Genomic DNA, 22,757 nt, shown 5'->3' with positions numbered 1-22,757 from the left:
GCGAGGAACCCGGTGATCCGGCCGGGTTCGACGGCGAAGCCAGCCCGTCCAGGGCGGTGGCGTCACCGAACCGCCTCGTCAGGCCGACGACGTCGATGCGGAGCCCGGCCGTCACGTCCGCGCCCCGGCGGCGGCGCGGATGCGTTCGGCCAGCCGGGTCGCGTCCGGGTGGGACAGCACGATGCCGTCGAACTCGTCCCCGCTGATCGCGCGGTCCAGGGTCAGGTGCAGGCCGGGGCGTCCGCGGCGCGCTGAGACGAGCAGCCGCGGGCCGCGCACCAGGCCCCAGACGCCGATCTTGGCGAAGCCCGAGACGGCCAGCCCGCGGCGGGATCCGCGCGCGGCCCGCAGCGGCACGTCGACGCACGTGGCCCGGGTGATGGCGGCGAGCGGAACCGTCACACGCGCGCGCCGCGTCCAGAGCCGCTCCCAGGCGTCGAAATCGATGTCGACGCTGTTGCCGGCGATCGTCACTTCTGCCATGGCTTGGCCTTTCTTTTCGTCCGGCCGTCTCAGGGGCCGGCGTCGTCGTTCGGTGTCGAGGGCGGCGTGTCCAGGCGCATGAGCACGGTCGCGAGCAGCCGCGGCACCCGCCCGTCCCGCGGTTCGTTGCCGAGCAGGGGCTCCAGGAGTTCGCCGAAACCGCGGGCGAACTCGGCGAACTCGGCGTCGTCCAGGTGCAGCACCACCTGCTGGTAGCCGGCACCGTCGGCGACCAGGTCGACCCGCTCGCGCGCCAGGTAGCGGGCGAACTCGGCCAGCAGGCTGGAGACGAACACGGTGAAGTAGCGCTCGTGGTCACCGGGCGTCGCCGCGGCCAGCGCGTCCCCTTCGAGCGCCGCGCCGCCGGAGGGCAGGGCGAAGACGCGCTCGGCCACGCCGCCGACCCTGCGCTCCTCCACCACCTCCAGCAGACCGCCCTTGACCAGGGCGGCGAGGTGCCGGTACAGCGTCGCCTGCGGGACGTCCGGGAGCAGGTTCGCGACGTCGCGCGTGGTGCGGCGCCCGCCGGCGACCGACCGCAGGATCCGGATCCGCACCGGATGCAGCGCCAGGTCCGCCCAGCGCTCCTTGGAAAGACTCACACGCACACATTATCACTATCGATAATGAGAATGCCCAGGTGGAGGGCGGGAACGAACGGCGCTCTATGTCGCCCACGAGCATCTGACCGCCGACGCGTTCTGGACGGCCCGGCCGTGCTGGTCGGCCACTCCTACGGGCGAGTCGGTCGGCTCGCCGACCCGCCGCCCATGCAGGTTCGACGTACGATCACCCGCCGCGGAGCGCTCGCGAGTACCTGCGGGCTGACAAGTTCCGCAGCGCGTTCGCCGCCGAACTGCCTCCGTCGACGACCCGGATCATGCAGGCCGCCCGGCGTTCCTCACCGGGGTCACTCAGGCGGCCGCGTGGCACTCGGCATCACCTCCCGCGACGCGCTCGCCGAAACGCGGGGCCCAGAGTGACCCCTCGGGCGGAGCCGCCGCGTCCGGTGGTCACCGGGATCGGCCGTTGTGCGGCGTCTCTACCAGCGGGGTGTCGACCAGGTGCTCGATCAGGAACCACGACTCCAGCTCACCGGTGCGGATGACGCTGGAGACCAGCAGGTCATTGGTGCCGTCGTCGCCCATCTCCTGGGCGTGGGCGGCCGCCTCGTGCGCGGTGACCAGGATCGTCTCGTGCCCCTCCAGCAGCCGCGACAGCATCGCGGGAACCTCTTCGGCGCCATTGGGCGGACGCGGAATCGCAGTGATCTCCGCGACATGGCGCGGGTCGCCGACCGCGACCCCGCCGAGGGTCTGCACCCGTTCGGCGATCAGGTCCACCAGCGCGAGCTGTTCGTCCGCGTGCTTGTCGAGCAGGAGATGGAGCTGGTAGAAGGTCGGCCCCCGCATCAGCCAATGATGCTTCTTGTACAGGCTGTAGAGGATCTGGGTGTCGGCGAGGACCTGGTTGAGCCTCTCGCAGGAGTACATCCGGGCCTCGAACGACAGGCCGAGCGGGAACATCCGGACCGTGCCGAACTCCTGGATCTCCCGCCCGTCGACATGAACCCACGGCTGGCTGCTCGGCTGACCGGACTTTCGGCTGGTGCGTTGGGTGGACACCGGACGGCCCCCTCTCACGATCATGAGACGAACAAAACGTGATGGTGATAGCCCAAAACGCCGCAATATCACCCCAGAAATCTCCACCAGAACACAAAGAATCCTTGAGGCGCCTCCAGTGGACGCACGCCCTGCGAGCCCGTGACCAGGAGCGAGGGGCATGGCTGCGCCGGCGGAGCGGAAGACCCGCCGGACACCCGCCCGGCCCGTTGGCTAGAGGGTGTTCTCTCCGCGGCTTCCCGCCGGTTCGGGTTCGTCCCGGGGCGTCGCCGTCCGGGAGGGAGGGGGCTCGTCCACCACGGCGTCTGCGTCCGGTGCCGGAGCGCGCCGCTTGCGGGCGATCAGCTGGCCACCGGCGTACGGCGTCCCGGTGCCGGCCCAGACCAGGCCGGTCGCCAGCAGTGCCGCGATGGCCACCGCCGCCCCGGCCACCACGTCCAGGATGTAGTGGTTGGCGGTCACGACCACGACGACGGAGGTGGTGATCGGATGCAGCACGGCGAGCCATCGCACGCGGTAGCGCCACAGCAGTGCCATGATCACCACTGCCAGCCAGATGGCCCATGCCATGTGCAGGGACGGCATGGCCGCGTACTGGTCGGCGGGCAGCGGGGGGCTGTGGGTGACGCCGAACCCGGCATGGGCCACCGAGTCGATGAACCCCTCGTTCGGAAGCAGGCGCGGCGGCATCACCGGTAGGGCGAAGAACACTCCCAGCCCGACCAGGTTCGTCAGGACGAGGGCGTTGCGCGCGGGCCGGTAGACGCGCGGACCGGCGAGGTAGCAGAGCAGCAAGACGCTCATCGTGAGGCCGGTGTGCATGTGCTGGTAGATCCAGACGGCCACCTCCGACACGTCATGGTGCCGGGTCAGCCACCGGTTGGCGGCGAGCTCGACGTCCAGTCCGAGGTGGTCTTCCAAATCCAGGATGTCCCGGCCATGGGCGAGCGCCGCCCCGTACCGGGTATCGGCCAGCTTCCGGACGTAGCCGTACACCTCGAGCAGCACATAGACGATCGCCAGCTCGCCGATGAGCCACGGCCGCTCGCGGCGCGGCCGTCCGGCGTCGGGGCCACGACCGGTGCGTCGCCCCCCGGGGCATATGATCTGGGCGCGAACGGTTCAGCCTTTCTCTCACTCCGAGCGGCCACGGCGAGACTATGCGAGCCGCTCAACGGCCGACCGTATATGGCGTCCGGCCGCCGGCGTGCACCGGGGGCTGATCATGCCCCGTATCCCGCCGGGGGCGACCATCGCCGCGATAGCGCGGCCACACCGGCAATGGCTCCGACCGCACCCCTGAACACCTCGGACACGTACCAGTCCCCCGCCAACATCATGCCCATATTTCCCTAGACCGGCTTCCGCCGTTACAGGCCGGGTCATGCAGCTCAGAGCTTGAGCCGGACCCTTCGCCGGCCGCGCCACCGCCTCCCGCACCTGCCTCACCGCAAGCCTTTCACCCACCATGCCCGGCTCCGAATGCGTCGCCGACGACACCGGCCACCACCACCATCCGACCGGCGATCTCGCACTCGCCCAGAGAGGTCGACAGAGAACGACGCCGACTTCGGCAGCGTGGCCCATGCAGCATATTGAGCGCGCGATGAGCGGCCTCCGGGGCGGAGCGTCCAGGAGATCTTGCCAGTGAATACTGGTCATATTCGTGGGAGTGCGTCATAGTGCTGGCATGAAGCGAGCACTCGCTTGTGCGGTGGCCGTGACCGCCGCCCTCCTCTCCGCGCCGGCGACGGCGCACGCCGATGGGGACGCCTTCACCTCGGTGCCCCTGCCGTTCCTGTGGCCCAGGGCCGAGCTTCAGGACGTGGCCGCCGACGATTCGGGCGGCGTCTGGATCGGCGGGGCCCAGGGCGCCTACTGCGTCATGTGGTTCGACACATGCGGGCTTTTCAGCAACGGGAGCCCCGTGGTGCGGCGGTGGAACGGATCCGCCTGGACGGAGTACTCCCTCAAGGGGTGGACGGGCCAGGGGCAGATCCGCTCGATCACCTCCTCGGGCGGTGAGACGTGGGTCGGCGGCGGGACGTTCGGGCCGTCCGGGAGCAGCGACTACCTGGCCCGCTTCGACGGCACCGCCTTCCAGAAGGTGGACAAGCCGACCGGGGTGGACCTCGACGTCATCAGCACCGGGCCCGCGGGCACGTGGGTCTCGCAGATCGCCGTCGGGGACGGTTCGCCGTTCCGGCTGCACAAGCGCACCGGCTCGACCTGGACCGGCTACGACCTTCCGCTGCGCTCCGCCTCCGACCTGCAAGCCCTCACCGCGACGGACGCGTGGGCGGTCGGAAGCCGCTACGGCGACTCCGGCGAGGGCACCGCACCCGCGATCGCCCACTACGACGGATCCGCCTGGACGAGTGTCACGCCGCCCCCCACCCCGGCGGACGTCGACGACTCGTTCGTCAAGGTCGCCCCGGTCGGCGCGGACGACGTCTGGGCCCTCACACGCAAGTACCTCACCCACTGGAACGGCGCGGACTGGACCGTCGTCCCCCTGCCGGACGGTCTCACCAGCGCCGGGGACCTGGCCGTCGACGGGAACGGCGCCCCGTGGGTCGCCTCCAGCCAGGACGGCGCGCCAAGCCCCTACCGCTACAGCGGCGGGACATGGCACCCCGCCGCACTCCCGGCCGGGCTGGCCATGCACGACATCACCGCGATGCCCGGCACGTCCGCCATCTGGGGTGTCGCCCACAAGGCAGGCCCATCCGATCCCGCAGTACTCAAGAACTCGTGACTCCCCCGCACGATCGCCGGTCAGTGCCCTGGCCTCGTTGCCGCGGCCGGGGACGCCAGCAGTGAGGCCGTGCCCTCATGAGCCCATGCAGGCGCTCCTCGGCCGTGCGCCCGGCTGCGCGCCGCCACTCTCAGTCGGAGTGTCGGTGCCGGACGCGGACGACGAGTTTGCCGGTGGCGCGGTCGTGCTCCATGTCGTCGTGAGCCTGCGGGATCTGTTCCAGTCCGTCGTAGACGCGGTCCACCGGAAAGGACAGCCGACCGGCGGCGATCGCGTCGAGGATCTCCTGGAAGGTCTCCTGCGGCAGGTCGCCGGCGTCGCCGAAGTAGCCCGCCAGGCGCACGCCCCTCGGCAGGTACTCGTTCGGGGAGAAGTCCCGCACCGTCCACTGGTTGGAGAGGCTGCCGCCGAAGCAGGCCGTGCCGTGGACGCGCACCGCGCGCAGAGTGTCGGGCAGCGTCGGCGTGCCGACGAGATCGAGGGCGGCGTCGACGCCGTCCGGATACAGCTCGCGCACGGCGGGCGCGACCGTGCCGGCGTCGAGCAGGGGGTGGTCGACACCGTGCTGCTTCAGCGAGGCGAGGCGCTCAGCTCGCCGGGTGGTGGACAGCACCGTGGCGCCGCGCCATCTGGCCAGTGCGGCGGCGGCCAGGCCCACCGAGGAGGTGCCGCCGCGGATCAGCACGCTTTGCCCGGGCCGCAGGTCCAGGCCGACGGTGAGGGAGCCGTAGGCGGTCTGCACCATTTCCGGCAGGGCGCCCAGCACCTCCCAGGGGAGGTCGGTGTCGACGGGGATGACCTGGGACAGCGGCACCGAGGTGTATTCGGCATAGCCGCCGTCATAGGTGCGGCCCATGTCCCCCATCATCGCCACGACCTTCCGCCCGGGGGCCAGACCGCTGCCGGCCGGGGCCGCGTCGACGGTGCCGGCGGCCTCGATACCCGGCACCCGGGGGAAGCTGACGCCCGCGCTCACCCCCAGCCGCAGCTTCAGCTCCGAGCGGTTGAGGCCGAACGCCTCAACGCGGATGCGCACCCACCCGTCCCGCTCGGGCGGGAGCGGGAGCGTGGTGAGCCGCAGGTTGTCCACGGGGCCCGGGGCGGAGAGCCGGACGGCGCGCATGGTGGTCGACGCGGACATGAGACTGCCTTCTTCCCACCGGGGAACTACCGGTCGGCGATGATCAACAAGCGGCCGCCGCGGCTTCATTCCCGCCCCGGGCCCGGCACCTCGGTCACCCGGGTCGACGGAGGGCTCGACGGCGGGTCTCCCGCCTGCCTCGCGCCATGATCAACGGGGCGGTGAGGCAGGCGGCGGCCACCAGGATCGCGAACGCGACCGTCAGGGCGACGGTGTAGCCGTGCACGACGGAAGCGTTCGGCGGTGCGTCCGGACGGGCGGCGAGAAAGGCCGCGCCGGCGCCGGCCGCCAGCGTGTTGAACAGGGCGGTGCCCAGGGCGGCGCCCAGCTGCTGAGCGGCGTTGTAGGCGGCGGAGGCGGCTCCGATGTCGTGCCCCTGCGTGCCCGCCGTGGCGAGCCCGGCGGTCGGGGGCATGACGCAGCCGAGTCCGAGCCCGGTGAGCACCAGCGCCGGGACCAGGTGGACGGAGAGGACGCCGGTGGTGTCGGCCGTCAGCCGGGTCAGGAGCAGCGTCCCGGCCGCGGCGGCGACCAGGCCCGGCACGATCAGGGCCGCGGGCGGGACGCGGCCGTGCAGCCTCCCGGCGATGAGCACGGATCCGGCCAGTGCCGCGAGCGCGTTGATGATCAGTGTGAGCCCCGCCTGGACGGGCGAGTAGCCGAGCACCGTCTGGGTGTAGTAGCTCATGAACAGGTAGAAGCCGAACATCGCGACGAACATCAGCGTGATGGCCAGGAACGCCCCGGCGCGGAGCCGGTTCAGCAGCACCCGCATCGGCAGCAGCGGATGAGAGGCGCGGCGCTCGGCGACGACGAACACCGCCAGCAGCAGCAGCCCGCAGGCCAGCAGCGCCAGTACCTCGGGCGACCTCCAGCCGACCGATTCGGCCCGGGTGAACGCGTAGACCACCGACGCGAATCCGGCGAGGCTGAGCAGCGCGCCCGCGACGTCCAGCCGTCCCCGGCCGCCGACCGGCCGGTCGCGCGGCACCGCCGCCACGCCGCCGGCGGCGAGCAGCGCGACGGGCACGTTGACGTACAGGCACCACCGCCAACTGGCGTACTGGGTCAGCAGGCCGCCGGCGATCAGGCCGACCGCCGCGCCCGCCGCGCCGACCGCCGCGAACACCCCGAACGCCCGGCCGCGCTCGGCGGCGTCGGTGAAGGTCATGGTCAGCAGCGAGAGCCCGGCCGGCGCGACCAGCGCGGCGGACACCCCCTGCAGCGCCCGCGCGCCGAACAGCATCGCCGGGTCCACCGCCGCGCCGCCCAGCGCGGACGAGGCGGCGAACCCCGCGAGCCCGAGCAGGAACGCGCGCCGGTGGCCGAGCGCGCCGCTGACCCTGCCGCCGATGAGCAGCAGCCCGCCGAACGCCAGCGCGTACGCGGTGATCGCCCAATGCCGGTTCCCGTCCGACATGCCGAGCGCGTGCTGCGCCGACGGCAGCGCGATGTTCACGATCGTCCCGTCCAGGACGACCAGCAGTTGAGCGGCGCTCACCACGGCGAGCGTCAGCCACCGCCGCGCGGACGGGTTCCCTTCCCTGCCGAAGGCTGCGTTGCGGGCAGGCTCTGTCACCTGCGACTTGTTGTCTCCGACATCCATGACCTCCAGTGTTACGTTGAACCGATCCCGGAGACTTTCCCGCAGCCGGCGGCGCACTGATCAGGGCGGTCGGCCACCAGACCCTCAACCGCCGGGCGAACCCTCCCCCGGCGCGCCGACCGGGCGGCGCGGCCCGCCGCCGGGCGGACGCGGTCAGGGCTTGCGGGCCACGGCGCCGTAGGCGTCGATGGGGGCGGGGGCGGCGTCGAGCCGCCACTCGCTGATCGGGACGAGGCCCGGCTCGACCATCTCCAGGCCCTCGAAGGCGCGGGCGAGCTGCTCGGGGCTGCGCAGGACGTAGGGGACGCCGCCGCTCTCGACGAGCTTCTCGGCGCCCTCGACGACCTCCGCGCCGGTGTCGGTGCCGTCCCACAGCACGAGGTGGCTGCCGGGCGGCGTCGCGTCGATCACCCGTCCGACGATGGCGCGGACGACGGCCAGGTCGGGCTCGTATCCGAGCACGCCCATGAACATGACCGCGATGGGCTCGCCGAAGTCGAGCGTCTCGCGGGCTCCGTCGAGGATCCGGTCGGGTTCGTGGTAGTCGGCGTGGACGTAGGTCGTGGCGCCCTCGCGGGTGGTGCTGCCCAGCAAGGCGCGCGCGTGCACCAGGACGAGGGGGTCGTTGTCGACGTAGACGATCCGCGACTACCGCCGCGACAGGCGCGCCATGGTGACGATCTGCGGGTACACCTCCGCGACGGCGGCGCCGGCGGCGCGGTCGGACTCGTAGTTGTCCTTGCCGCCCATCCAGTAGTTCCAGATCCGCGCCGCGTGCGGGACCTCGGAGTCGACGGCGGCGGGGTCGACGGATTCGGTCATGGGGGTCCCTTTCGGTCACGGCCGCAGGATGCCCCGCGCGGGCTGGACGTGTCCGGCATTCTCCCGCATAAAATAGGCCATTCACATGCCGTTTTGGCGATGACCGACAAACGGAGAACCGGTGTCCATTCGGCGGCTCGCCGCGCTCGCGACGGCGCTGCTCGCGCTCGCCGTCCTCGCCGGCTGCGGGGGCGGTGCGCCGCCTCCGCAGCGGGCCCGTGTGGACGTCTCCGTCCTCGACGACGGGGGCGCGGAAGTCGATCTCCACGCCGCGGGCCGCCTCGCGTCGGACGCCGAGGCGCGCGCCCTGGCCGGACGCATAGCGCGGGAATTGTTCCCGGAATCCGAAAATGTTCGTGTTCGCACTTGGAAAGGGCGCGGTGTTCCGTTCTCCCGGGCCGAGATCGGCCGCGCATATCGGCCGGGCCGGAAGGCGTCGCTGCGGATCGACGCGTCCGGCGCGCTGCGGCGGCTCACCGCGGCGGGCTTCGCGGACACGGCCCTGCGGCTGCGCGTCCCGCCGGTGCCGGCCACGGTGCGGGCCGGCGGGGAGCCGACCGGGCGGCGCGCCTGGCGGCTGCGCGCGGACGCCCCGGCGCCCGTCCTCGCGGTCGAGCTGCGGCCGCGGCCCGCGCGCTGGTGCGCGGCGATGGCGCTGCCCGCGCTCGGCGCGCTCGGCGTCGCGCTCGGGTTCTTCGTGCGGCGCCGCGTCCTGGCGCTCCCGGCGGCCGGGCTCGCCGTCGGCGCCGCGGTCCTCGCGGTCGTCCTCGCGGCGGGGCGGCAGGGCGCCAACCTCGGCGTCGCGGGCCTGCTCGGCGGGACGGCGCTGCGGACGGCGTCCGTCGCGCCGCTGGCGGCCGTGCCGCTCGGGCTGCCGGCCGCGATGCTGCTCGCGGCCGCGCTCGTCCGGCGGCCGGCCCGCCCGCGGCCGTCCGCCGGGGACGAGGCGCGGCCCCGGGACACCGGGGTGTTCTGGTGACGCCGCCGCAGGAGGACACCGGGCCACCGCCGCGGAGCCGATTGATCGTAAACTGAGGGTCATGTCCGGCGACCGGCCCTCGTGCACCTGCGTGATCTGCAGTGACTACGGCGACCGCGACCGCCTGGACAACTTCCAGCTCCGCACGATCGTGCACATCACCCAGTACGGGTGGAGCGTCGTCCTCGTCCAGCCGGACGCCGGCGGGCCCGGCTGGGCGTACACCGTCGGCCTGTGGCACAGCCACCGGGCGCCCGAGCTGGCGATGTTCGGCGGCGACGTGTACGAGACCGAGGAGGTCCTCAACGCGCTCGGCCGGCAGACCGCCGAGGGGAACGCCCCGGCGGACGGCGAGCGCCGCGACGGCGCCGTCCGGGGGCAGCAGGCCGCGTTCCGGGACGCCGACCCGCACTGGTACGACGCGCTGTTCCCCGGCGCCGTGGCGTTCTACCGGCGCCCGCCGCTGCCGGTCCTGCAGGTCGTGTGGCCGAACCGGGACGGCCTGTTCCCCTGGCAGCCCGGCACCGACCTGTCGTTCCGGCACACCCAGCCGTGGCTGTGGCTCAACCCGAAGCAGCACCCCGCGGGCATCTGGACGCGCCGCCTCTGACCGGGTCTTCCGGGCGGGCGGGGCATACGATCGGCGGGTGTACGGGCCGATCGCCGAGACCATCCGTACCCAGCGCCTCGTCCTGGAGCCGCTGGCGGTCCATCACGCGGACGAGATGGCCCCCGTCCTGGACGACCCGCGCCTGCACCGCTACATCGGCGGCGAGCCGCCCACCCTCGGCGAGCTGCGCGCCCGCTACGCGCACCTGGTCGCGGGCCCGGCGCCGTTCCACCAGGAGGGCTGGCTGAACTGGATCGTCCGCCGCGCCCGGGACGGGCAGGCCGTGGGCTACGTCCAGGCGACGGTCGCGCCCGCGGCCTCCGGCTTCACCGTGACCCCCCCGTCCGCCGGGTCGACGGTCACGCCGGGGCCGCCCCGGCACGTCGCGTCCGTCGCGTGGGTCGTCGGCATGCCCTACCAGGGGTTCGGCTTCGCCACCGAGGCCGCCCGCGCCCTGCTGGACTGGCTCCGCGCCCACGGGATCGGGAGCGTGGTGGCGACGATCCACCCGGGCAACCGCGCGTCCGCCGCCGTCGCGTCCAGGATCGGCCTGCGCCCCACCGGGGAGACCAGCGGCGACGAGACCGTCTGGCGGCTCCCGCCCGCCGCGCCGCAGGCATGACACCCTGATCGGTGGACGCCGGGCGAAGCCCGCCCCCGGAACGGCGCGGGTGGGGGCGGGCGGACGGCGGGTAGGCGACAATCGACGAGCCAGGACGAACCGGCCGGGAGGGGAAAGAATGCGGGAGGTTTGGCCCGGGGACCCTTATCCGTTGGGCGCCACCTGGGACGGCACGGGGACGAACTTCGCGCTGTTCTCCGAGGTGGCCCGGCGTGTCGAGCTGTGCCTCTTCGACGCCGACGGCCGCGAGTCGCGGCGGGAGCTGCCCGAGGTCGACGGGTTCGTCTGGCACGGCTACCTGCCCGGCGTCGGCCCCGGCCAGCGCTACGGGTACCGGGTGCACGGGCCGTTCAGCCCGCGCGACGGGCACCGCTGCAACCCGTCCAAGCTGCTGCTCGACCCGTACGGCAAGGCCGTGGAGGGCGACGTCCGCTGGCACGAGTCGCTGTTCTCCTACCGGTTCGACGACCCCGACGCGCTGAACGAGGACGACAGCGCCCCCCACATGCCGAAGAACGTCGTCGTCAACCCGTTCTTCGACTGGTCGGACGACCGGCCGCCGCGCGTCCCCTACCACGAGAGCGTCATCTACGAGGCGCACGTGAAGGGCCTGACGAAGCTGCACCCCGGCGTCCCGGAGGAGCAGCGCGGCACCTACGCGGGCCTCGCGCACCCGGTGATGATCGACCACCTGCTCGACCTCGGCGTGACCGCCGTGGAGCTGATGCCGGTGCACCAGTCGGTCCCCGAGCACTCGCTGGTGGCGCGCGGCCTCGACAACTACTGGGGCTACAACACGATCGGGTTCTTCGCGCCGCACAACTCCTACAGCTCGTCCGGGCAGTACGGGGAGCAGGTGCTGGAGTTCAAGGCGATGGTCCGCGCCCTGCACGAGGCGGGCATCGAGGTCATCCTGGACGTCGTCTACAACCACACCGCCGAGGGCGACCACCTCGGGCCGACGCTGTCGTTCCGCGGCATCGACAACGCCTCGTACTACCGGCTGCGCGACGACGACAAGCGCTACCACCTCGACTACACCGGGTGCGGCAACTCGCTGAACGTCCGCAACCCGCACGCGCTCCAGCTCATCATGGACTCGCTGCGCTACTGGATCCTGGAGATGCACGTCGACGGGTTCCGGTTCGACCTCGCCTCCGCGCTCGCCCGCGAGCTGCACGACGTCGACCGGCTCGCCGCGTTCTTCGACCTCGTCCAGCAGGACCCGGTCGTCTCCCAGGTGAAGCTCATCGCCGAGCCGTGGGACGTCGGCGAGGGCGGCTACCAGGTCGGCAACTTCCCGCCCCTGTGGACGGAGTGGAACGGCAAGTACCGCGACACCGTCCGCGACTTCTGGCGCGGCTCGTACGCGACGATGCCGGAGTTCGCGTCCCGGCTGACCGGCTCGTCCGACCTGTACGAGCACAGCGCGCGGCGGCCGTTCGCGTCCATCAACTTCGTGACCTGCCACGACGGGTTCACCCTGACCGACCTGGTCTCCTACGACCACAAGCGCAACGAGGCGAACGGGGAGGACAACCGGGACGGCACCGACGACAACCGCTCCTGGAACTGCGGCGCGGAGGGCCCCACCCGCGACCCGGCCGTCCTCGGCCTGCGGGCCCGGCAGCGCCGCAACTTCCTCGCCACGCTGTTCCTGTCGCAGGGCGTGCCGATGCTCTCCCACGGCGACGAGCTGGGCCGCACGCAGCAGGGCAACAACAACGCCTACTGCCAGGACAACGAGATCGCCTGGGTCCACTGGGAGGACTCCGACGACATGGAGTTCGTCCGGATCCTGTCGCGGCTGCGGCACGACCACCCGGTGTTCCGCCGCCGCCGCTTCTTCACCGGGCGGGGCAGCGGCGCCGCCGCCGACATCGCCTGGCTCACCCCGGCCGGCGAGAGCATGACCGACCAGGACTGGAACGTCGGATTCGCCAAGTCCCTCGGCGTGTTCCTCAACGGCGACGCCATCACCGAGCCCGACCCGCGCGGGCGCCGCGTCAGCGACGACTCGTTCCTCCTGCTGGTCAACGCCGGATCGGAGCCGGTCGAGTTCACCCTCCCCGGCGCCGAGTACGGCGAGCGCTGGGAGCTCACCCTCGACACGGCCGAACCGGGCACGGTCGGCGAACGGCCCCGCCTCAAGGCGCGCGACGTCGTCCCCCTGACCGACCGCGCCCTCCTCGTGCTGAGGCGCTGCTAGCCCGCGGGCCCGCCCCGGTGGTCGGGGTCAGGCGCGGGTGACCTGGATGGCGGTCAGGAAGACCAGGACGACCGTGGTGACCGCCACCGCGCCGTGGACGGCGACCGCGGCGGCGGGGAACGCCTGCTCCGCGCCGCGGGCGTGCCTGCCGCCGCGCCCGACGAGCCAGCGGGTGAACAGCATGAACCCCTGGAGGACGACGACCAGCAGGGCCGCGAACGCGGTCCACGCGAACGCCGCGTCCCCGGTGACCAGGTAGGCGATCCAGATGGCGAGGCCGCCGGCGGCCGCCAGCGGGTGCCCGACCACGACCAGGATCGGGAACCGCGTCACCTTCGTGGAACGTCCCCCGTTCAGCATCCAGACGACCAGCAGGTAGCCGCCCGCCCCGGCGGCCAGCACCCACGCGACCAATGCCGCGACCTCCACCCCCCGCTCCCTTCCGTGCGGTGGTCCTCCCCGTCCCCCGAGGCAAGTGTCACCCCCCGGCGCTCCCGCCATGACGGATTCGTACAGATTGGCCCACCGGTTGTCATCCGGCCGGTCGAGCGGGGCGTGCAGTAGCGTGAAAGACCTATGCGGACCCTCTCTCCGGAGCCCGGCGAGGTCGATCTCGCCGAGCGCTACGCCTACCCGGCCGGCGCCACCTGGGTGCGGGCCAACATGGTCGCCAGCCTCGACGGCGCGGCGCAGCGCGACGAGCGCAGCGGCGGCCTCGGCAACGCCGCCGACCGGCGCCTGTTCCTGCTGCTGCGCGGGCTCGCCGACGTGGTGGTCGTCGGGGCGGGCACCGTGCGGGCCGAGGGCTACGGGCCGGTCAGGCCCAGCGCGGGCTGGGGCGGCGTCCGGGAGGGCCGGCCGCCCGTGCCGCCGATCGCGATCGTCTCCCGGACGCTCGACCTCGACTTCGACGCGCCGATCTTCACCGCGGCGGAGGTCCCGACGATCGTGCTGGCCCCCGCGGCCGCCGACCCGGTCCGGCTGAAGGCCGCGCGGGAACGCGCGGACGTCATCGTCGCCGGGCACGACTCGCTCGACTTCACGGCCGCGGTCGGCGAACTCGCGGCTCGCGGCCACCGGCGCCTCCTCTGCGAGGGCGGTCCGGGCGTCCTCGCGGAGGTGGTGGCGGCCGGGCTGCTGGACGAACTGTGCCTCACGCTGAGCCCGATGCTGCTCGCCGGGAACCCCGCGCGGATCCTGAACGGGCCGCCGGCGCCCGTCCCTCCGGAGATGACGCTCGCCCACGCCTTGCAGGACGAGGAGTTCCTCTTCCTGCGCTACACCCTCAACCGGTAGCGGACGAACAGCACGCCCTCGTCGATGTAGAGGGCGGTGGGGTGGAGCGGCACCTCGGCGTCGAGACCGTCCAGGAGGCGGGTGTGGCGGGGGCCTCCCAGAAGCGCCGGGGCGATGTTGAGGCAGAGTTCGTCGACGAGGGACGCGCGGATCAGCGCGGCCGCCAGGGCGGGGCCTCCTTCGCAGAGGAGGTGCTCGTAACCGAGGTCTTCTCGGAGGCTCGTGATGGCGGCGGGGAGGTCGATGTCGTCTTCGCCTTCTGCGACCACCTCGATGCCGCCGGGCACGTTCTTCCGGTTGTTCTGCGACGTCACCACGATGGTCGGTGTCTCTGCCTCGGTGAACAGCGGGAGGGTCCAGTCGAGGTCGAGGGAGCGGCTCACCACGACGATGGGGGCGGGCGGGCCGCCGCGGCGCGCGCGCAGATCGCGGCGCAGGCGGGCGGGGCCGAGACGTCCCGTGCGGACCGTGCCCGCGCCCACCAGGATGGCGTCGGTCAGCGCGCGCAGCGCCCGGAGGACGCGGAAGTCGGCGTCGCCGCCGAGCCCGTCCGTCCAGCCCTCGGCGTCGGTGGCGGAACCGTCCACGCTCATGACCATGCCGAGCCGCAGCGCGGGCTGGTCGGCGTACGCCTCGTACGGGTCGGCGCCGGTGGCGGGCTCGGGCAGCAGACGGCGCATGACCTGCACGTTATCCGACACCCCCGGGATGGTGTTCTGTCGGTGCCGGGGCGCAAGATGGGGGGATGGACCTGCCGATCAGCCCGCCGCTGCCGCCGATGCTGGCCAAGGCGGTCAAGACCATGCCCCAGGGCGACCTGCTGTACGAGCCGAAATGGGACGGCTTCCGCTGCATCGTGTTCCGCGACGGCGACGAGGTGGAGCTGTCCAGCCGCGGCGAGAAGCCGCTCACCCGCTACTTCCCCGAGCTGGTCGAGGCGGTGCGGCGCGAGCTGCCCGAGCGGTGCGTGGTGGACGGCGAGATCGTCCTGCCGAAGGGGACGCGCCTCGACTTCGACGGCCTCCAGCAGCGCATCCACCCCGCCGCGTCGCGGATCAAGCTGCTGTCGGAGGAGACGCCCGCGTCGTTCGTGGCGTTCGACCTGCTGGCGGTCGGCGACGAGTCGCTGCTGGAGGCGCCGCTCGGCGAACGGCGGCGGCGGCTCGTCGACACCCTCGCGGGAGTGAAGGCGCCGATCCACGTGACGCCCGCGTCCGACTCCTACGAGCTGGCGCTGCGCTGGTTCGACGAGTTCGAGGGCGCCGGGCTGGACGGCGTGATCGCCAAGCCGCGCGACACCGTGTACGAGCCCGACAAGCGCGTCCTGTTCAAGGTCAAGCACGAGCGCACCGCCGACTGCGTGGTGGCGGGCTTCCGCTGGCACAAGTCGGGCCCCATCGTGGGGTCGCTGCTGCTCGGGCTCTACAACTCGGCGGGCAACCTCCAGCATGTCGGGGTCGCGGCCTCGTTCACGATGAAGCGCCGCGCCGAATTGGTCGAGGAGCTGCAGCCCTACCGGCTGGAGAACCTCGCCGAGCATCCGTGGGCCGAGTGGGCGAACCAGAGCGAGGCGACCGTCGGCCGGATGCCGGGCGCCGTCTCCCGCTGGACGGGCAAGAAGGACCTCAGCTGGGTGCCGCTGCGTCCCGACCTGGTGGTGGAGGTGGCGTACGAGGCGATGGAGGGCGACCGCTTCCGGCACACCGCCCGCTTCCGCAACTGGCGCCCCGACCGCACGCCGGAGTCCTGCACGTACGAGCAGCTCGAAGTGCCCGTGGCCTATGACCTGAGCGACATCTTCAGCGGCGGGGCGACGAAGGCGCGGGTCGACCGCTGAGGGCCCGGGGCCGGGCGCGGCGGCGTGCCGCGCCCGGCACTCCTCGGCGGCGGGTCAGGGCTGGGTCTCGTTGGCGATGGTCTGCTGGATCAGGTCGCGCTCCGACTGCGCCGACATCTTCGCCTGCGCGAACGGGCGCAGGTAGGTCTGGTGGACGCCGGGGACGCGGTCCTCGACGACGAAGGTCGCCTTGGTGGAGATCTCGGCGCCCGATGTCCGGACGGTCGGCAGCGTCTTGAAGTCGGCCTTCATCTCGTCCTTGCCGATCCTCGTCATCACGTAGCCCCGCTGGTTGTTGTAGAAGCGCAGGTGCGGGTTGATCGCGAGGTACGGGTGGTCGGCGGGGTCGGAGTCCTTGCCGTCGCCGGTGCTGGTGATGGACGTGCACACCAGCTCCGTCCCGACCGTCCTGGAGCCGGGGTCGTCGTAGTCGGCCTTCAGGTCGCTCGCCCAGTGGGCGTGGACGTCGCCGGTGAGCACGACCGGGTTGCGGACCCCGGCGTCCAGCCAGCCCTTGGTGATCCGGTCGCGGGACGCGACGTAGCCGTCCCAGGCGTCCATCGAGGTCTTCTTGACGGGGCCGGCGGTGTTGTCGCGCTGGGCGAAGAACACCTGCTGGCCGAGGACGTCCCAGCGGGCGCGGGAGCGGCGGAACCCGTCCAGCAGCCACGCCTCCTGCGCGTTGCCGGTGATGGAGCGCTTCGGGTCGGCGGCCTCGGGGCAGTCCTTGTAGCCGTCGCCGCAGCCCTGGTCGTCGCGGAACTGCCGCGTGTCGAGCATGTGGAAGCCGGCGAGGCGGCCCCACTGGACGCGCCGGTAGATCTGCATGTCCGGCCCCTTCGGGACCGAGCGCCGGCGCAGCGGCATGTTCTCGTAGTACGCCTGGAACGCGGCGGCGCGGCGGGCGCGGAACGCCTCGTAGGACGGGGAGTCGGAGTCGGCCTCGGGGATGTCGTCCGCCCAGTTGTTCTCCACCTCGTGGTCGTCGAACACGACGAGCCACGGCGCGGCCTCGTGCGCGGCCTGGAGGTCGCGGTCGGACTTGTACTGGGCGTGCCGCAGCCGGTAGTCCGCCAGCGTGACCGTCTCGGGCCCCTCGTGGTCGCGGACGTTGCCGCCGGGGATGGTGTAGACGCCCTTCTTGTACTCGTACTGGTAGTCGCCCAGGTGCAGGACGAGGTCGGGGTTCTCTTCGGCGAGCCGCCGATACGCCGTGAAATAGCCGTGTTCGAACTGGCTGCAGCTGACGAACGCCATCGCGAGGGTGGGGCCGTAGGTGGCCGGGTGCGGGGCGGTGCGGGTCCGTCCGACCGGGGAGATGTGCGTGCCGGCGCGGAACCGGTACCAGTACTCGCGGCCGGGGCGCAGGCCGTTCAGCTCGATGTGGACGGAGTGGGCGGACTGGGGGCGGGCGGCGGCGGTGCCGCGCCGCACGATCCGGTGGAAGCGCTCGTCGGACGCGACCTCCCAGCGGACGGGGACGGTGCGGGCCGGCATGCCGCCGAGACCGTCCTCGGCGAGGGGGTTCAGGGCCAGCCGGGTCCAGAGGACGAACCCGTCCGGATCGGGGTCGCCGGACGCGACGCCGAGCGTGAACGGGTCGCCGGGCAGGTCGCGGGACTTCTGGCCCGGAGCGGCGTGCGCGGTCCCGGGCAGGACGGTGGTGGCGGCGACGGTGGCGGTGGCGAGACCGCTCGTGACGAGGAACGCGCGCCGGTTCAGCGGGTGGGCGGAGTCGGCCATGAGGAGCGACCTTTCGGAGGGGATCCGGCATTGATCGCCGGACAGCCTCACGAAGATCGGTGACCGATGGGCACCGCGCGGATGACGTGCGCCGCAACAGAAACGATCTTTTGGGCGGCACTTGAAGATCATGCAGCGCGGCGGGAAGGATGCTAGGCTAGCCAACTTAGAAGTTGCGCACAGAAAACCCAATCCTATAAATAGGAGTGTAGCCGAAGCATGGGACTCCGTCAAGCGGACGCTGTCAACCCCGACCGCGAAGATTCCACGCCGATGCGCACCGAGCAGGCGCACGTGTCCCGCGTGTACGCCCGGCTCGACGCCGAGTGGGCGAAGGCCGAGGCCGCGCTGCGCGAGGGCCCGGCGGCGGGCGGCGGCGCCGCGTTCCAGGCGCGGGTCGAGAGCGCCGTCGCGACCGACGAGGCCGCCCGCCGGGTCGCCGTCCTCAGCGGCGTCGAGCACGCCCTGTGCTTCGGCCGCATCGACCACCGCTCCGACGCCGGCGGCCCCGGCGACACGTTCTACATCGGCCGCATCGGCCTGCGCGACGAGGACCACGAGCCCCTCCTGATCGACTGGCGCGCCGCCGCGGCCCGGCCGTTCTACACCGCCACGCCCGGCGCGCCCGGCACCCTCGCGCGCCGCCGCCACCTGCACCTGCGGCACCGCGAGGTCGTCCGGCTGGACGACGAGGTCTTCGACCTGGAGGGCCTGGACGAGTCGGAGCGCCGCGCCATCGTCGGCGAGGCCGCGCTGCTCGCCACCCTGCGCCGCGGCCGGACGGGCCGGATGAGCGACGTGGTCGCGACCATCCAGGAGGAGCAGGACCAGGTCATCCGCTCGGGCCTGCAAGGCGTGCTCGTCGTCCAGGGCGGCCCCGGCACCGGGAAGACTGTCGCCGCCCTGCACCGCGCCGCGTACCTGCTCTACACGCACCGGGACGTCCTCGAACGGCGCGGAGTGCTCGTCGTCGGCCCGAACGCCACGTTCCTCCGCTACATCGAGCAGGTCCTTCCCGGCCTGGGCGAGACGGACGTCGCTCTGGCGACGGTCGGCGAGCTCTATCCCGGCCTCAAGGCGACCGCGCGCGAGACGCCCGAGGTCGCCGTCATCAAGGGCGACATCCGCATGGCCGACCTCGTGCTGGCGGCCATCCACGAACGGCAGCAGGCGCCCTCGGACGGCCTCCACATCGACGTGGAGGGTCTCACCCTCACTGTCGACGGCGAGCAGTGCGCACAGATCCGCGATCGCGCCCGCGCGCTGCGTCTCCCCCACAACGTCCAGCGGCGCCGCTTCGTCCACGACATGCTCGAAGCCCTCGCCGTCAACCGGGCCGAGCAGTACGACCGCATCATGGACGAGCCCCTGGAGGAGATGGCGAAATCCGGCGGGCTCCCCGGCTGGCTCCAGGAACTCATCGACGAGGCCGAAGACGAACCCCTCCTGGACGAGACCGACCTCCGCCTTGCCAAGGAGGCCCTCTGGCAGGACCCGGCCGTCCGCAAGGCACTCAACGAACTCTGGCCCGAGCTGACCCCGCAGCAGTTCCTGACCGACCTCTACGCCTCCCCCGACGCCCTCGCCCGCCTCAGCGCCCGGGGCGGCCTCGACTGCGCGCCCCTGCACCGTCCGGCGGGCTCCCCGTGGACGGTCTCCGACGCCCCCCTCCTCGACGAGGCCGCCGAGCACCTGGGCAGGGACGACTCCGCCGACCGGGTCCGGCAGCGCGCCGCCGACGCCGCCCGCGCCGAGGAGGAGCGCTACGCCCGCGAGGTCATCGAGTCCGCGGGCACCACGAACCTGCTCTCCGCACGCGACGTGATCTCCGCGGGCGAGCTGGCCGAACGCCACCACGACGGCGGCCCGCCCCTCACCACCGCGCAGCGCGCCCTCGCCGACCGCGAATGGGTGTACGGCCACGTGATCGTGGACGAGGCGCAGGAACTCTCCGAGATGGCCTGGCGGACGGTGATGCGCCGCATCCCCACCCGCTCCCTCACCGTCGTCGGCGACATCGCGCAGACCGGCAGCGCCGCGGGCGCCGCCACCTGGGGCCAGATGCTCGACCGCTACGTCCCGGGCCGCTGGCGGGAGCAGCGCCTGCTGGTCAACTACCGCACGTCGGCCGCCATCATGCGGGTCGCCGCCGGCGTCCTCGCCGCCGTCGACCCGGGCCAGACACCACCCGAGCCCGTCCGCGACGACGGACCGCCGCCCACCGCGGTGGCCCTACCGGTCACCGAGCTCCCGGCGCTCGTCAAGTCCGAACTCGCCCTCATCACCGACCACGCCTCCGCCGAGGGCCGCCTCGCCGTCATCGCCTCCGGAGCCCGCCACGCCGCCGTCCTGAACGCCCTCCCGGACGCCGCCGCCGGCGCGACCCCCGAGGCGCTCGACTCCCCCGTCGTCGTCCTCACCACCGAGGAGGCGAAGGGCCTGGAGTTCGACGCGGTCATCGTCGTGGACCCGTCCGGCATCCTGGCCGAATCCCCCAAGGGCGGCCAGGACCTCTACGTCGCCATGACCCGCCCCACCCGCCGCCTCACCATCCTCCACAACAACGACCTCCCGCCCCTCCTAGCGTCCCTGGAGTAGGACCGCGAGGGTCTGGCCGCGGTGAACCGCGCGAGGCGCTAGTCGCGGCGCCGGCCGAGCGGCCGCCGCCAGGACAGGCCCGTCCCGGGGATGCGGAACGTGACCTGGCGGCGCCCGTCGGCCGAGCGGGTGTAGCGGGCGCCGCGAGCGCCGACGCTGTGCCCGACCCCCTTCTTCGACAGATTGATGCGGAACGGTCCCATCCGGATCGCTTTCCGATAGCTCCAACCCATGCGGACGGGGATGCCCCTGAACGCGGCCGGCATCCCCGCCGCCCTTCCCGGACAGACCGAGATCATGGTTTCGGACGGGCCGCCGGCCGCAAGGGCAGGAGGTGACCAAATACGGTCCGAGTTCGTCGTGCGCCGCCCTTTACCGGACGTCCCGGGGCGAGGAGCGTGTGCCCCCGTAGAGATCATTCCTCAGCCCCGGAGGTGCGGGTTGGCCAGGCGATCCCTGAGACGGACCCGGCGGACGATGACGGTGGCCGCGCTGACCGGCGCCGCGCTCGCCGGCGCGGGCGGCGGCGCCACCGCGCTGGCCCGGCCGTCCCCGAAGATCGTGGTGAAGGACGGTGTGACCCAGCCGGTCTTCTCCTACGAGGACGCGATCCGCGAGCACGTCTACGTCGAGTCGAGCGTGGACAGCGACCGCGACGGCAGGAAGGACCGGGTCAACGTCGACATCATCCGGCCCAAGGAGACCGAGCACGGCCTCAAAGTGCCGGTGATCATGGACGAGAGCCCGTACTACGACAACGCCGGGCGCGGCAACGAGAGCGAGCTCAAGACCTACGACGCCGGCGGGAACCCGGTGAAGTTCCCGCTGTACTACGACAACTACTTCGTCCCGCGCGGGTACGCGTTCCTGGCCGTGGACATGGTCGGGACGACCCGCTCCGACGGCTGCCCGGTCAGCGGCGGGCCCACCGACGTCCTCGGCGGCAAGGCCGTGGTCGACTGGCTCAACGGCCGGGCGAAGGCGTACGGGCCGGACGGCGACCCGGTGCGGGCGACGTGGACGACCGGCCGCACCGGCATGATCGGCAAGTCCTACGACGGGACGCTCGCCAACGGCGTCGCCGCGACCGGCGTCGAGGGGCTGGAGACCATCGTCCCGATCTCGGCGATCAGCAGCTGGTACGACTACAGCCGCATGAACGGCGTCAAGTACACCGACGACGAGCAGCCGTGGCTCGCCTCCTACGTCGACACCGACCCGCCGGAGAAGTGCGCGGCCGTCAACGCCGGCCTGGACGAGGGCGAGGACGACGCCACCGGCAACTACAACGCGTACTGGAAGACCGCCGACTACCGGGACGGGACGATCGCCCGCGCGTCCCGCGTCCGCGCGAGCATCTTCGCCGCGCACGGCGTCAACGACCTGAACGTCAAGGACGACCAGTTCGCCGAGTGGTGGCAGGCCCTCGCCCGGCGCGGCGTGGAGCGCAAGGTCTGGCTGACGCAGCGCGGCCACGTCGACCCGTTCGACACCCGCCGCGACGCGTGGGCGGCCACCCTGCACCGCTGGTTCGACCACGAGCTGCAGAAGATCCCGAACGGCATCACGCGGGAGCCGCGCGCCGACATCGAGATCGGCCCCGACCAGTGGATCACCCAGCCGGACTGGCCCGCGCGCGACGCCCGCGGCATCGTCCTGCGCCCCGGCGCCGGCGGAACCCTCGGCCTGGACCGCGCGCCCCGCGGCACGACGGCGGCGTTCACCGACGCCCCCGGCCCGCGCGGCCAGGGCTACGCCGAGAGCGCGATGGTCGCCGACCCGACGGCGGCCCGGCCGTACCGGACGGCGTTCGTCTCCGCGCCGCTGCCGCGGACCGGCCGCCTCTCCGGCACCCCCGACGCCCGTCTGAAGATCAGACTCGACCGGCCCACGGCCAACCTCACGGCGCTGCTCGTCGACTACGGCGAGGACACCCGCGTCGACTACCTCGGCTCCGGCTCCGGCATCCGCACCCTCGGCACCGAGGACTGCCACGGTGAGAGCACGCCCGCCGACGACGCCTGCTACAAGCGGACCGAGGTCACGACGGTCACGTCGCCGGTGAACGTGGTCGCCCGCGGCTGGCTCGACGCCCAGAACGCCCGCTCCCTGAGCCGCCCCAGGCCGCTGGAGCCGGGCCGCTACTACACCGTCGGCTGGGAGACGCTCAGCCAGGAGTACCTGCTGAAGAAGGGCCACCGCCTGGCCCTCGTCCTCGCCGGGACGGACGCCGACTACAACGCCGAGACCCCCACCGGCGCCCAGGTCACCCTCGACCTGCGCGGCAGCTCCGTCACCGTCCCGGTGGCCGCCGCCGAGGACGACCCGGCCGCCATGATCGCCCCGCCGCGCCCCGCCACCACCTGGCGCGGCCCGGCCGAGGTGACCCTTCCCGTCCAGGAGCGCGAGCTCTACTGACCCGCGGCAG

General features: G+C 72.6%; 19 protein-coding genes and 1 pseudogene. 9 read left to right on the top strand and 11 right to left on the bottom strand.

The window, feature by feature from the left end; translation table 11 throughout:
- Window positions 1-111: 111 nt before the first annotated feature.
- From ACA511_RS22985 to ACA511_RS22970, 4 genes are all read right to left on the bottom strand, one after another.
- Window positions 112-483, bottom strand: coding sequence for a hypothetical protein (locus ACA511_RS22985; protein ID WP_375026629.1), 372 nt, complete (start codon window positions 481-483; stop codon window positions 112-114).
- Between the two features lie 29 nt (window positions 484-512).
- Window positions 513-1,085: a helix-turn-helix domain-containing protein gene (locus ACA511_RS22980; RefSeq protein WP_375026628.1), complete on the bottom strand. Its 573-nt coding sequence runs from the start codon at window positions 1,083-1,085 to the stop codon at window positions 513-515.
- Window positions 1,086-1,496: 411 nt separating this feature from the next.
- Window positions 1,497-2,108: a Dps family protein gene (locus tag ACA511_RS22975; RefSeq protein ID WP_375026627.1), complete on the bottom strand. Its 612-nt coding sequence runs from the start codon at window positions 2,106-2,108 to the stop codon at window positions 1,497-1,499.
- A 213-nt stretch (window positions 2,109-2,321) separates the two neighbouring features.
- A complete protein-coding gene (locus tag ACA511_RS22970; RefSeq protein WP_375026626.1) occupies window positions 2,322-3,116 on the bottom strand; it encodes a phosphatase PAP2 family protein in 795 nt (264 codons plus the stop codon).
- A 682-nt stretch (window positions 3,117-3,798) separates the two neighbouring features.
- On the opposite strand from ACA511_RS22970, the gene ACA511_RS22965 reads away from it, so the two are divergent.
- The gene (locus ACA511_RS22965) at window positions 3,799-4,866 is read left to right on the top strand and encodes a hypothetical protein (RefSeq protein ID WP_375026625.1); all 1,068 of its coding nucleotides are present in this window, start codon (window positions 3,799-3,801) and stop codon (window positions 4,864-4,866) included.
- A gap of 130 nt (window positions 4,867-4,996) precedes the next feature.
- Here the strand turns inward: ACA511_RS22965 and ACA511_RS22960 are convergent, their stop codons facing one another.
- The 3 genes and pseudogenes from ACA511_RS22960 to ACA511_RS22950 all read right to left on the bottom strand — a co-directional run bounded on the left by ACA511_RS22960 (window position 4,997) and on the right by ACA511_RS22950 (window position 8,435).
- Window positions 4,997-6,007: a zinc-binding dehydrogenase gene (locus ACA511_RS22960; RefSeq protein ID WP_375026624.1), complete on the bottom strand. Its 1,011-nt coding sequence runs from the start codon at window positions 6,005-6,007 to the stop codon at window positions 4,997-4,999.
- Between the two features lie 94 nt (window positions 6,008-6,101).
- Entirely contained in the window at window positions 6,102-7,613 is a 1,512-nt protein-coding gene (locus ACA511_RS22955; protein WP_375026623.1) for an MFS transporter, read from the bottom strand.
- A gap of 153 nt (window positions 7,614-7,766) precedes the next feature.
- A pseudogene (locus tag ACA511_RS22950) lies at window positions 7,767-8,435 on the bottom strand (SAM-dependent methyltransferase).
- A 121-nt stretch (window positions 8,436-8,556) separates the two neighbouring features.
- Between ACA511_RS22950 and ACA511_RS22945 the strand changes: the two are divergent.
- The 4 genes from ACA511_RS22945 to glgX all read left to right on the top strand — a co-directional run bounded on the left by ACA511_RS22945 (window position 8,557) and on the right by glgX (window position 12,855).
- On the top strand, window positions 8,557-9,414 hold the full coding sequence (locus tag ACA511_RS22945) for a hypothetical protein (protein ID WP_375026622.1): 858 nt from the start codon (window positions 8,557-8,559) through the stop codon (window positions 9,412-9,414).
- Window positions 9,415-9,475: 61 nt separating this feature from the next.
- On the top strand, window positions 9,476-10,024 hold the full coding sequence (locus ACA511_RS22940; protein WP_375026621.1) for a DUF4262 domain-containing protein: 549 nt from the start codon (window positions 9,476-9,478) through the stop codon (window positions 10,022-10,024).
- Window positions 10,025-10,061: 37 nt separating this feature from the next.
- Window positions 10,062-10,646 (top strand): GNAT family N-acetyltransferase, encoded by a 585-nt coding sequence (locus ACA511_RS22935; protein ID WP_375026620.1) that lies wholly within the window; start codon window positions 10,062-10,064, stop codon window positions 10,644-10,646.
- Window positions 10,647-10,764: 118 nt separating this feature from the next.
- The gene (glgX, locus tag ACA511_RS22930) at window positions 10,765-12,855 is read left to right on the top strand and encodes a glycogen debranching protein GlgX (RefSeq protein ID WP_375026619.1); all 2,091 of its coding nucleotides are present in this window, start codon (window positions 10,765-10,767) and stop codon (window positions 12,853-12,855) included.
- A 27-nt stretch (window positions 12,856-12,882) separates the two neighbouring features.
- On the opposite strand, the gene ACA511_RS22925 is transcribed toward glgX, so the two are convergent.
- Window positions 12,883-13,284 (bottom strand): hypothetical protein, encoded by a 402-nt coding sequence (locus ACA511_RS22925; protein ID WP_375026618.1) that lies wholly within the window; start codon window positions 13,282-13,284, stop codon window positions 12,883-12,885.
- Window positions 13,285-13,431: 147 nt separating this feature from the next.
- Between ACA511_RS22925 and ACA511_RS22920 the strand changes: the two genes are divergently transcribed.
- Entirely contained in the window at window positions 13,432-14,151 is a 720-nt protein-coding gene (locus tag ACA511_RS22920; protein WP_375026617.1) for a pyrimidine reductase family protein, read from the top strand.
- Here ACA511_RS22920 and ACA511_RS22915 read toward each other — a convergent pair.
- Complete coding sequence (locus ACA511_RS22915; RefSeq protein WP_375026616.1) at window positions 14,133-14,831, bottom strand: dihydrofolate reductase family protein; 699 nt, start codon at window positions 14,829-14,831, stop codon at window positions 14,133-14,135. The two genes, ACA511_RS22920 and ACA511_RS22915, sit on opposite strands and share 19 nt — an antisense overlap.
- A 65-nt stretch (window positions 14,832-14,896) precedes the next feature.
- On the opposite strand from ACA511_RS22915, the gene ACA511_RS22910 reads away from it, so the two are divergent.
- Window positions 14,897-15,988, top strand: coding sequence for an ATP-dependent DNA ligase (locus tag ACA511_RS22910; protein WP_375026615.1), 1,092 nt, complete (start codon window positions 14,897-14,899; stop codon window positions 15,986-15,988).
- A 54-nt stretch (window positions 15,989-16,042) separates the two neighbouring features.
- Here ACA511_RS22910 and ACA511_RS22905 read toward each other — a convergent pair whose 3' ends face one another.
- On the bottom strand, window positions 16,043-17,731 hold the full coding sequence (locus ACA511_RS22905) for an alkaline phosphatase D family protein (RefSeq protein ID WP_375026614.1): 1,689 nt from the start codon (window positions 17,729-17,731) through the stop codon (window positions 16,043-16,045).
- Window positions 17,732-18,004: 273 nt separating this feature from the next.
- Here ACA511_RS22905 and ACA511_RS22900 point away from each other — a divergent pair, with 273 nt between their 5' ends.
- On the top strand, window positions 18,005-20,329 hold the full coding sequence (locus ACA511_RS22900; protein WP_375026613.1) for a HelD family protein: 2,325 nt from the start codon (window positions 18,005-18,007) through the stop codon (window positions 20,327-20,329).
- Window positions 20,330-20,367: 38 nt separating this feature from the next.
- Here the strand turns inward: ACA511_RS22900 and ACA511_RS22895 are convergent, their stop codons facing one another.
- On the bottom strand, window positions 20,368-20,562 hold the full coding sequence (locus tag ACA511_RS22895; protein WP_375026612.1) for a DUF4236 domain-containing protein: 195 nt from the start codon (window positions 20,560-20,562) through the stop codon (window positions 20,368-20,370).
- Window positions 20,563-20,806: 244 nt separating this feature from the next.
- Between ACA511_RS22895 and ACA511_RS22890 the strand changes: the two genes are divergently transcribed.
- Window positions 20,807-22,747 (top strand): Xaa-Pro dipeptidyl-peptidase, encoded by a 1,941-nt coding sequence (locus ACA511_RS22890; RefSeq protein ID WP_375026611.1) that lies wholly within the window; start codon window positions 20,807-20,809, stop codon window positions 22,745-22,747.
- Window positions 22,748-22,757: the final 10 nt, after the last annotated feature.

It is taken from the genome of Actinomadura sp. GTD37, from assembly GCF_041951365.1.
Taxonomy (GTDB): domain Bacteria; phylum Actinomycetota; class Actinomycetes; order Streptosporangiales; family Streptosporangiaceae; genus Spirillospora.
Note: the sequence above shows the minus strand (reverse complement) of the source record. Positions and strands in the feature narration are given on the sequence as shown.

Coding starts and splice junctions, on each gene's coding strand:
- ACA511_RS22985 (WP_375026629.1), bottom strand. CDS start 483: ATGGCAGAAGTGACGATCGCCGGCAACAGCGTCGACATCGATTTCGAC.
- ACA511_RS22965 (WP_375026625.1), top strand. CDS start 3,799: ATGAAGCGAGCACTCGCTTGTGCGGTGGCCGTGACCGCCGCCCTCCTC.
- ACA511_RS22960 (WP_375026624.1), bottom strand. CDS start 6,007: ATGTCCGCGTCGACCACCATGCGCGCCGTCCGGCTCTCCGCCCCGGGC.
- ACA511_RS22955 (WP_375026623.1), bottom strand. CDS start 7,613: ATGGATGTCGGAGACAACAAGTCGCAGGTGACAGAGCCTGCCCGCAAC.
- ACA511_RS22940 (WP_375026621.1), top strand. CDS start 9,476: ATGTCCGGCGACCGGCCCTCGTGCACCTGCGTGATCTGCAGTGACTAC.
- glgX (WP_375026619.1), top strand. CDS start 10,765: ATGCGGGAGGTTTGGCCCGGGGACCCTTATCCGTTGGGCGCCACCTGG.
- ACA511_RS22920 (WP_375026617.1), top strand. CDS start 13,432: ATGCGGACCCTCTCTCCGGAGCCCGGCGAGGTCGATCTCGCCGAGCGC.
- ACA511_RS22915 (WP_375026616.1), bottom strand. CDS start 14,831: ATGCGCCGTCTGCTGCCCGAGCCCGCCACCGGCGCCGACCCGTACGAG.
- ACA511_RS22910 (WP_375026615.1), top strand. CDS start 14,897: ATGGACCTGCCGATCAGCCCGCCGCTGCCGCCGATGCTGGCCAAGGCG.
- ACA511_RS22905 (WP_375026614.1), bottom strand. CDS start 17,731: ATGGCCGACTCCGCCCACCCGCTGAACCGGCGCGCGTTCCTCGTCACG.
- ACA511_RS22900 (WP_375026613.1), top strand. CDS start 18,005: ATGCGCACCGAGCAGGCGCACGTGTCCCGCGTGTACGCCCGGCTCGAC.
- ACA511_RS22895 (WP_375026612.1), bottom strand. CDS start 20,562: ATGGGTTGGAGCTATCGGAAAGCGATCCGGATGGGACCGTTCCGCATC.
- ACA511_RS22890 (WP_375026611.1), top strand. CDS start 20,807: ATGACGGTGGCCGCGCTGACCGGCGCCGCGCTCGCCGGCGCGGGCGGC.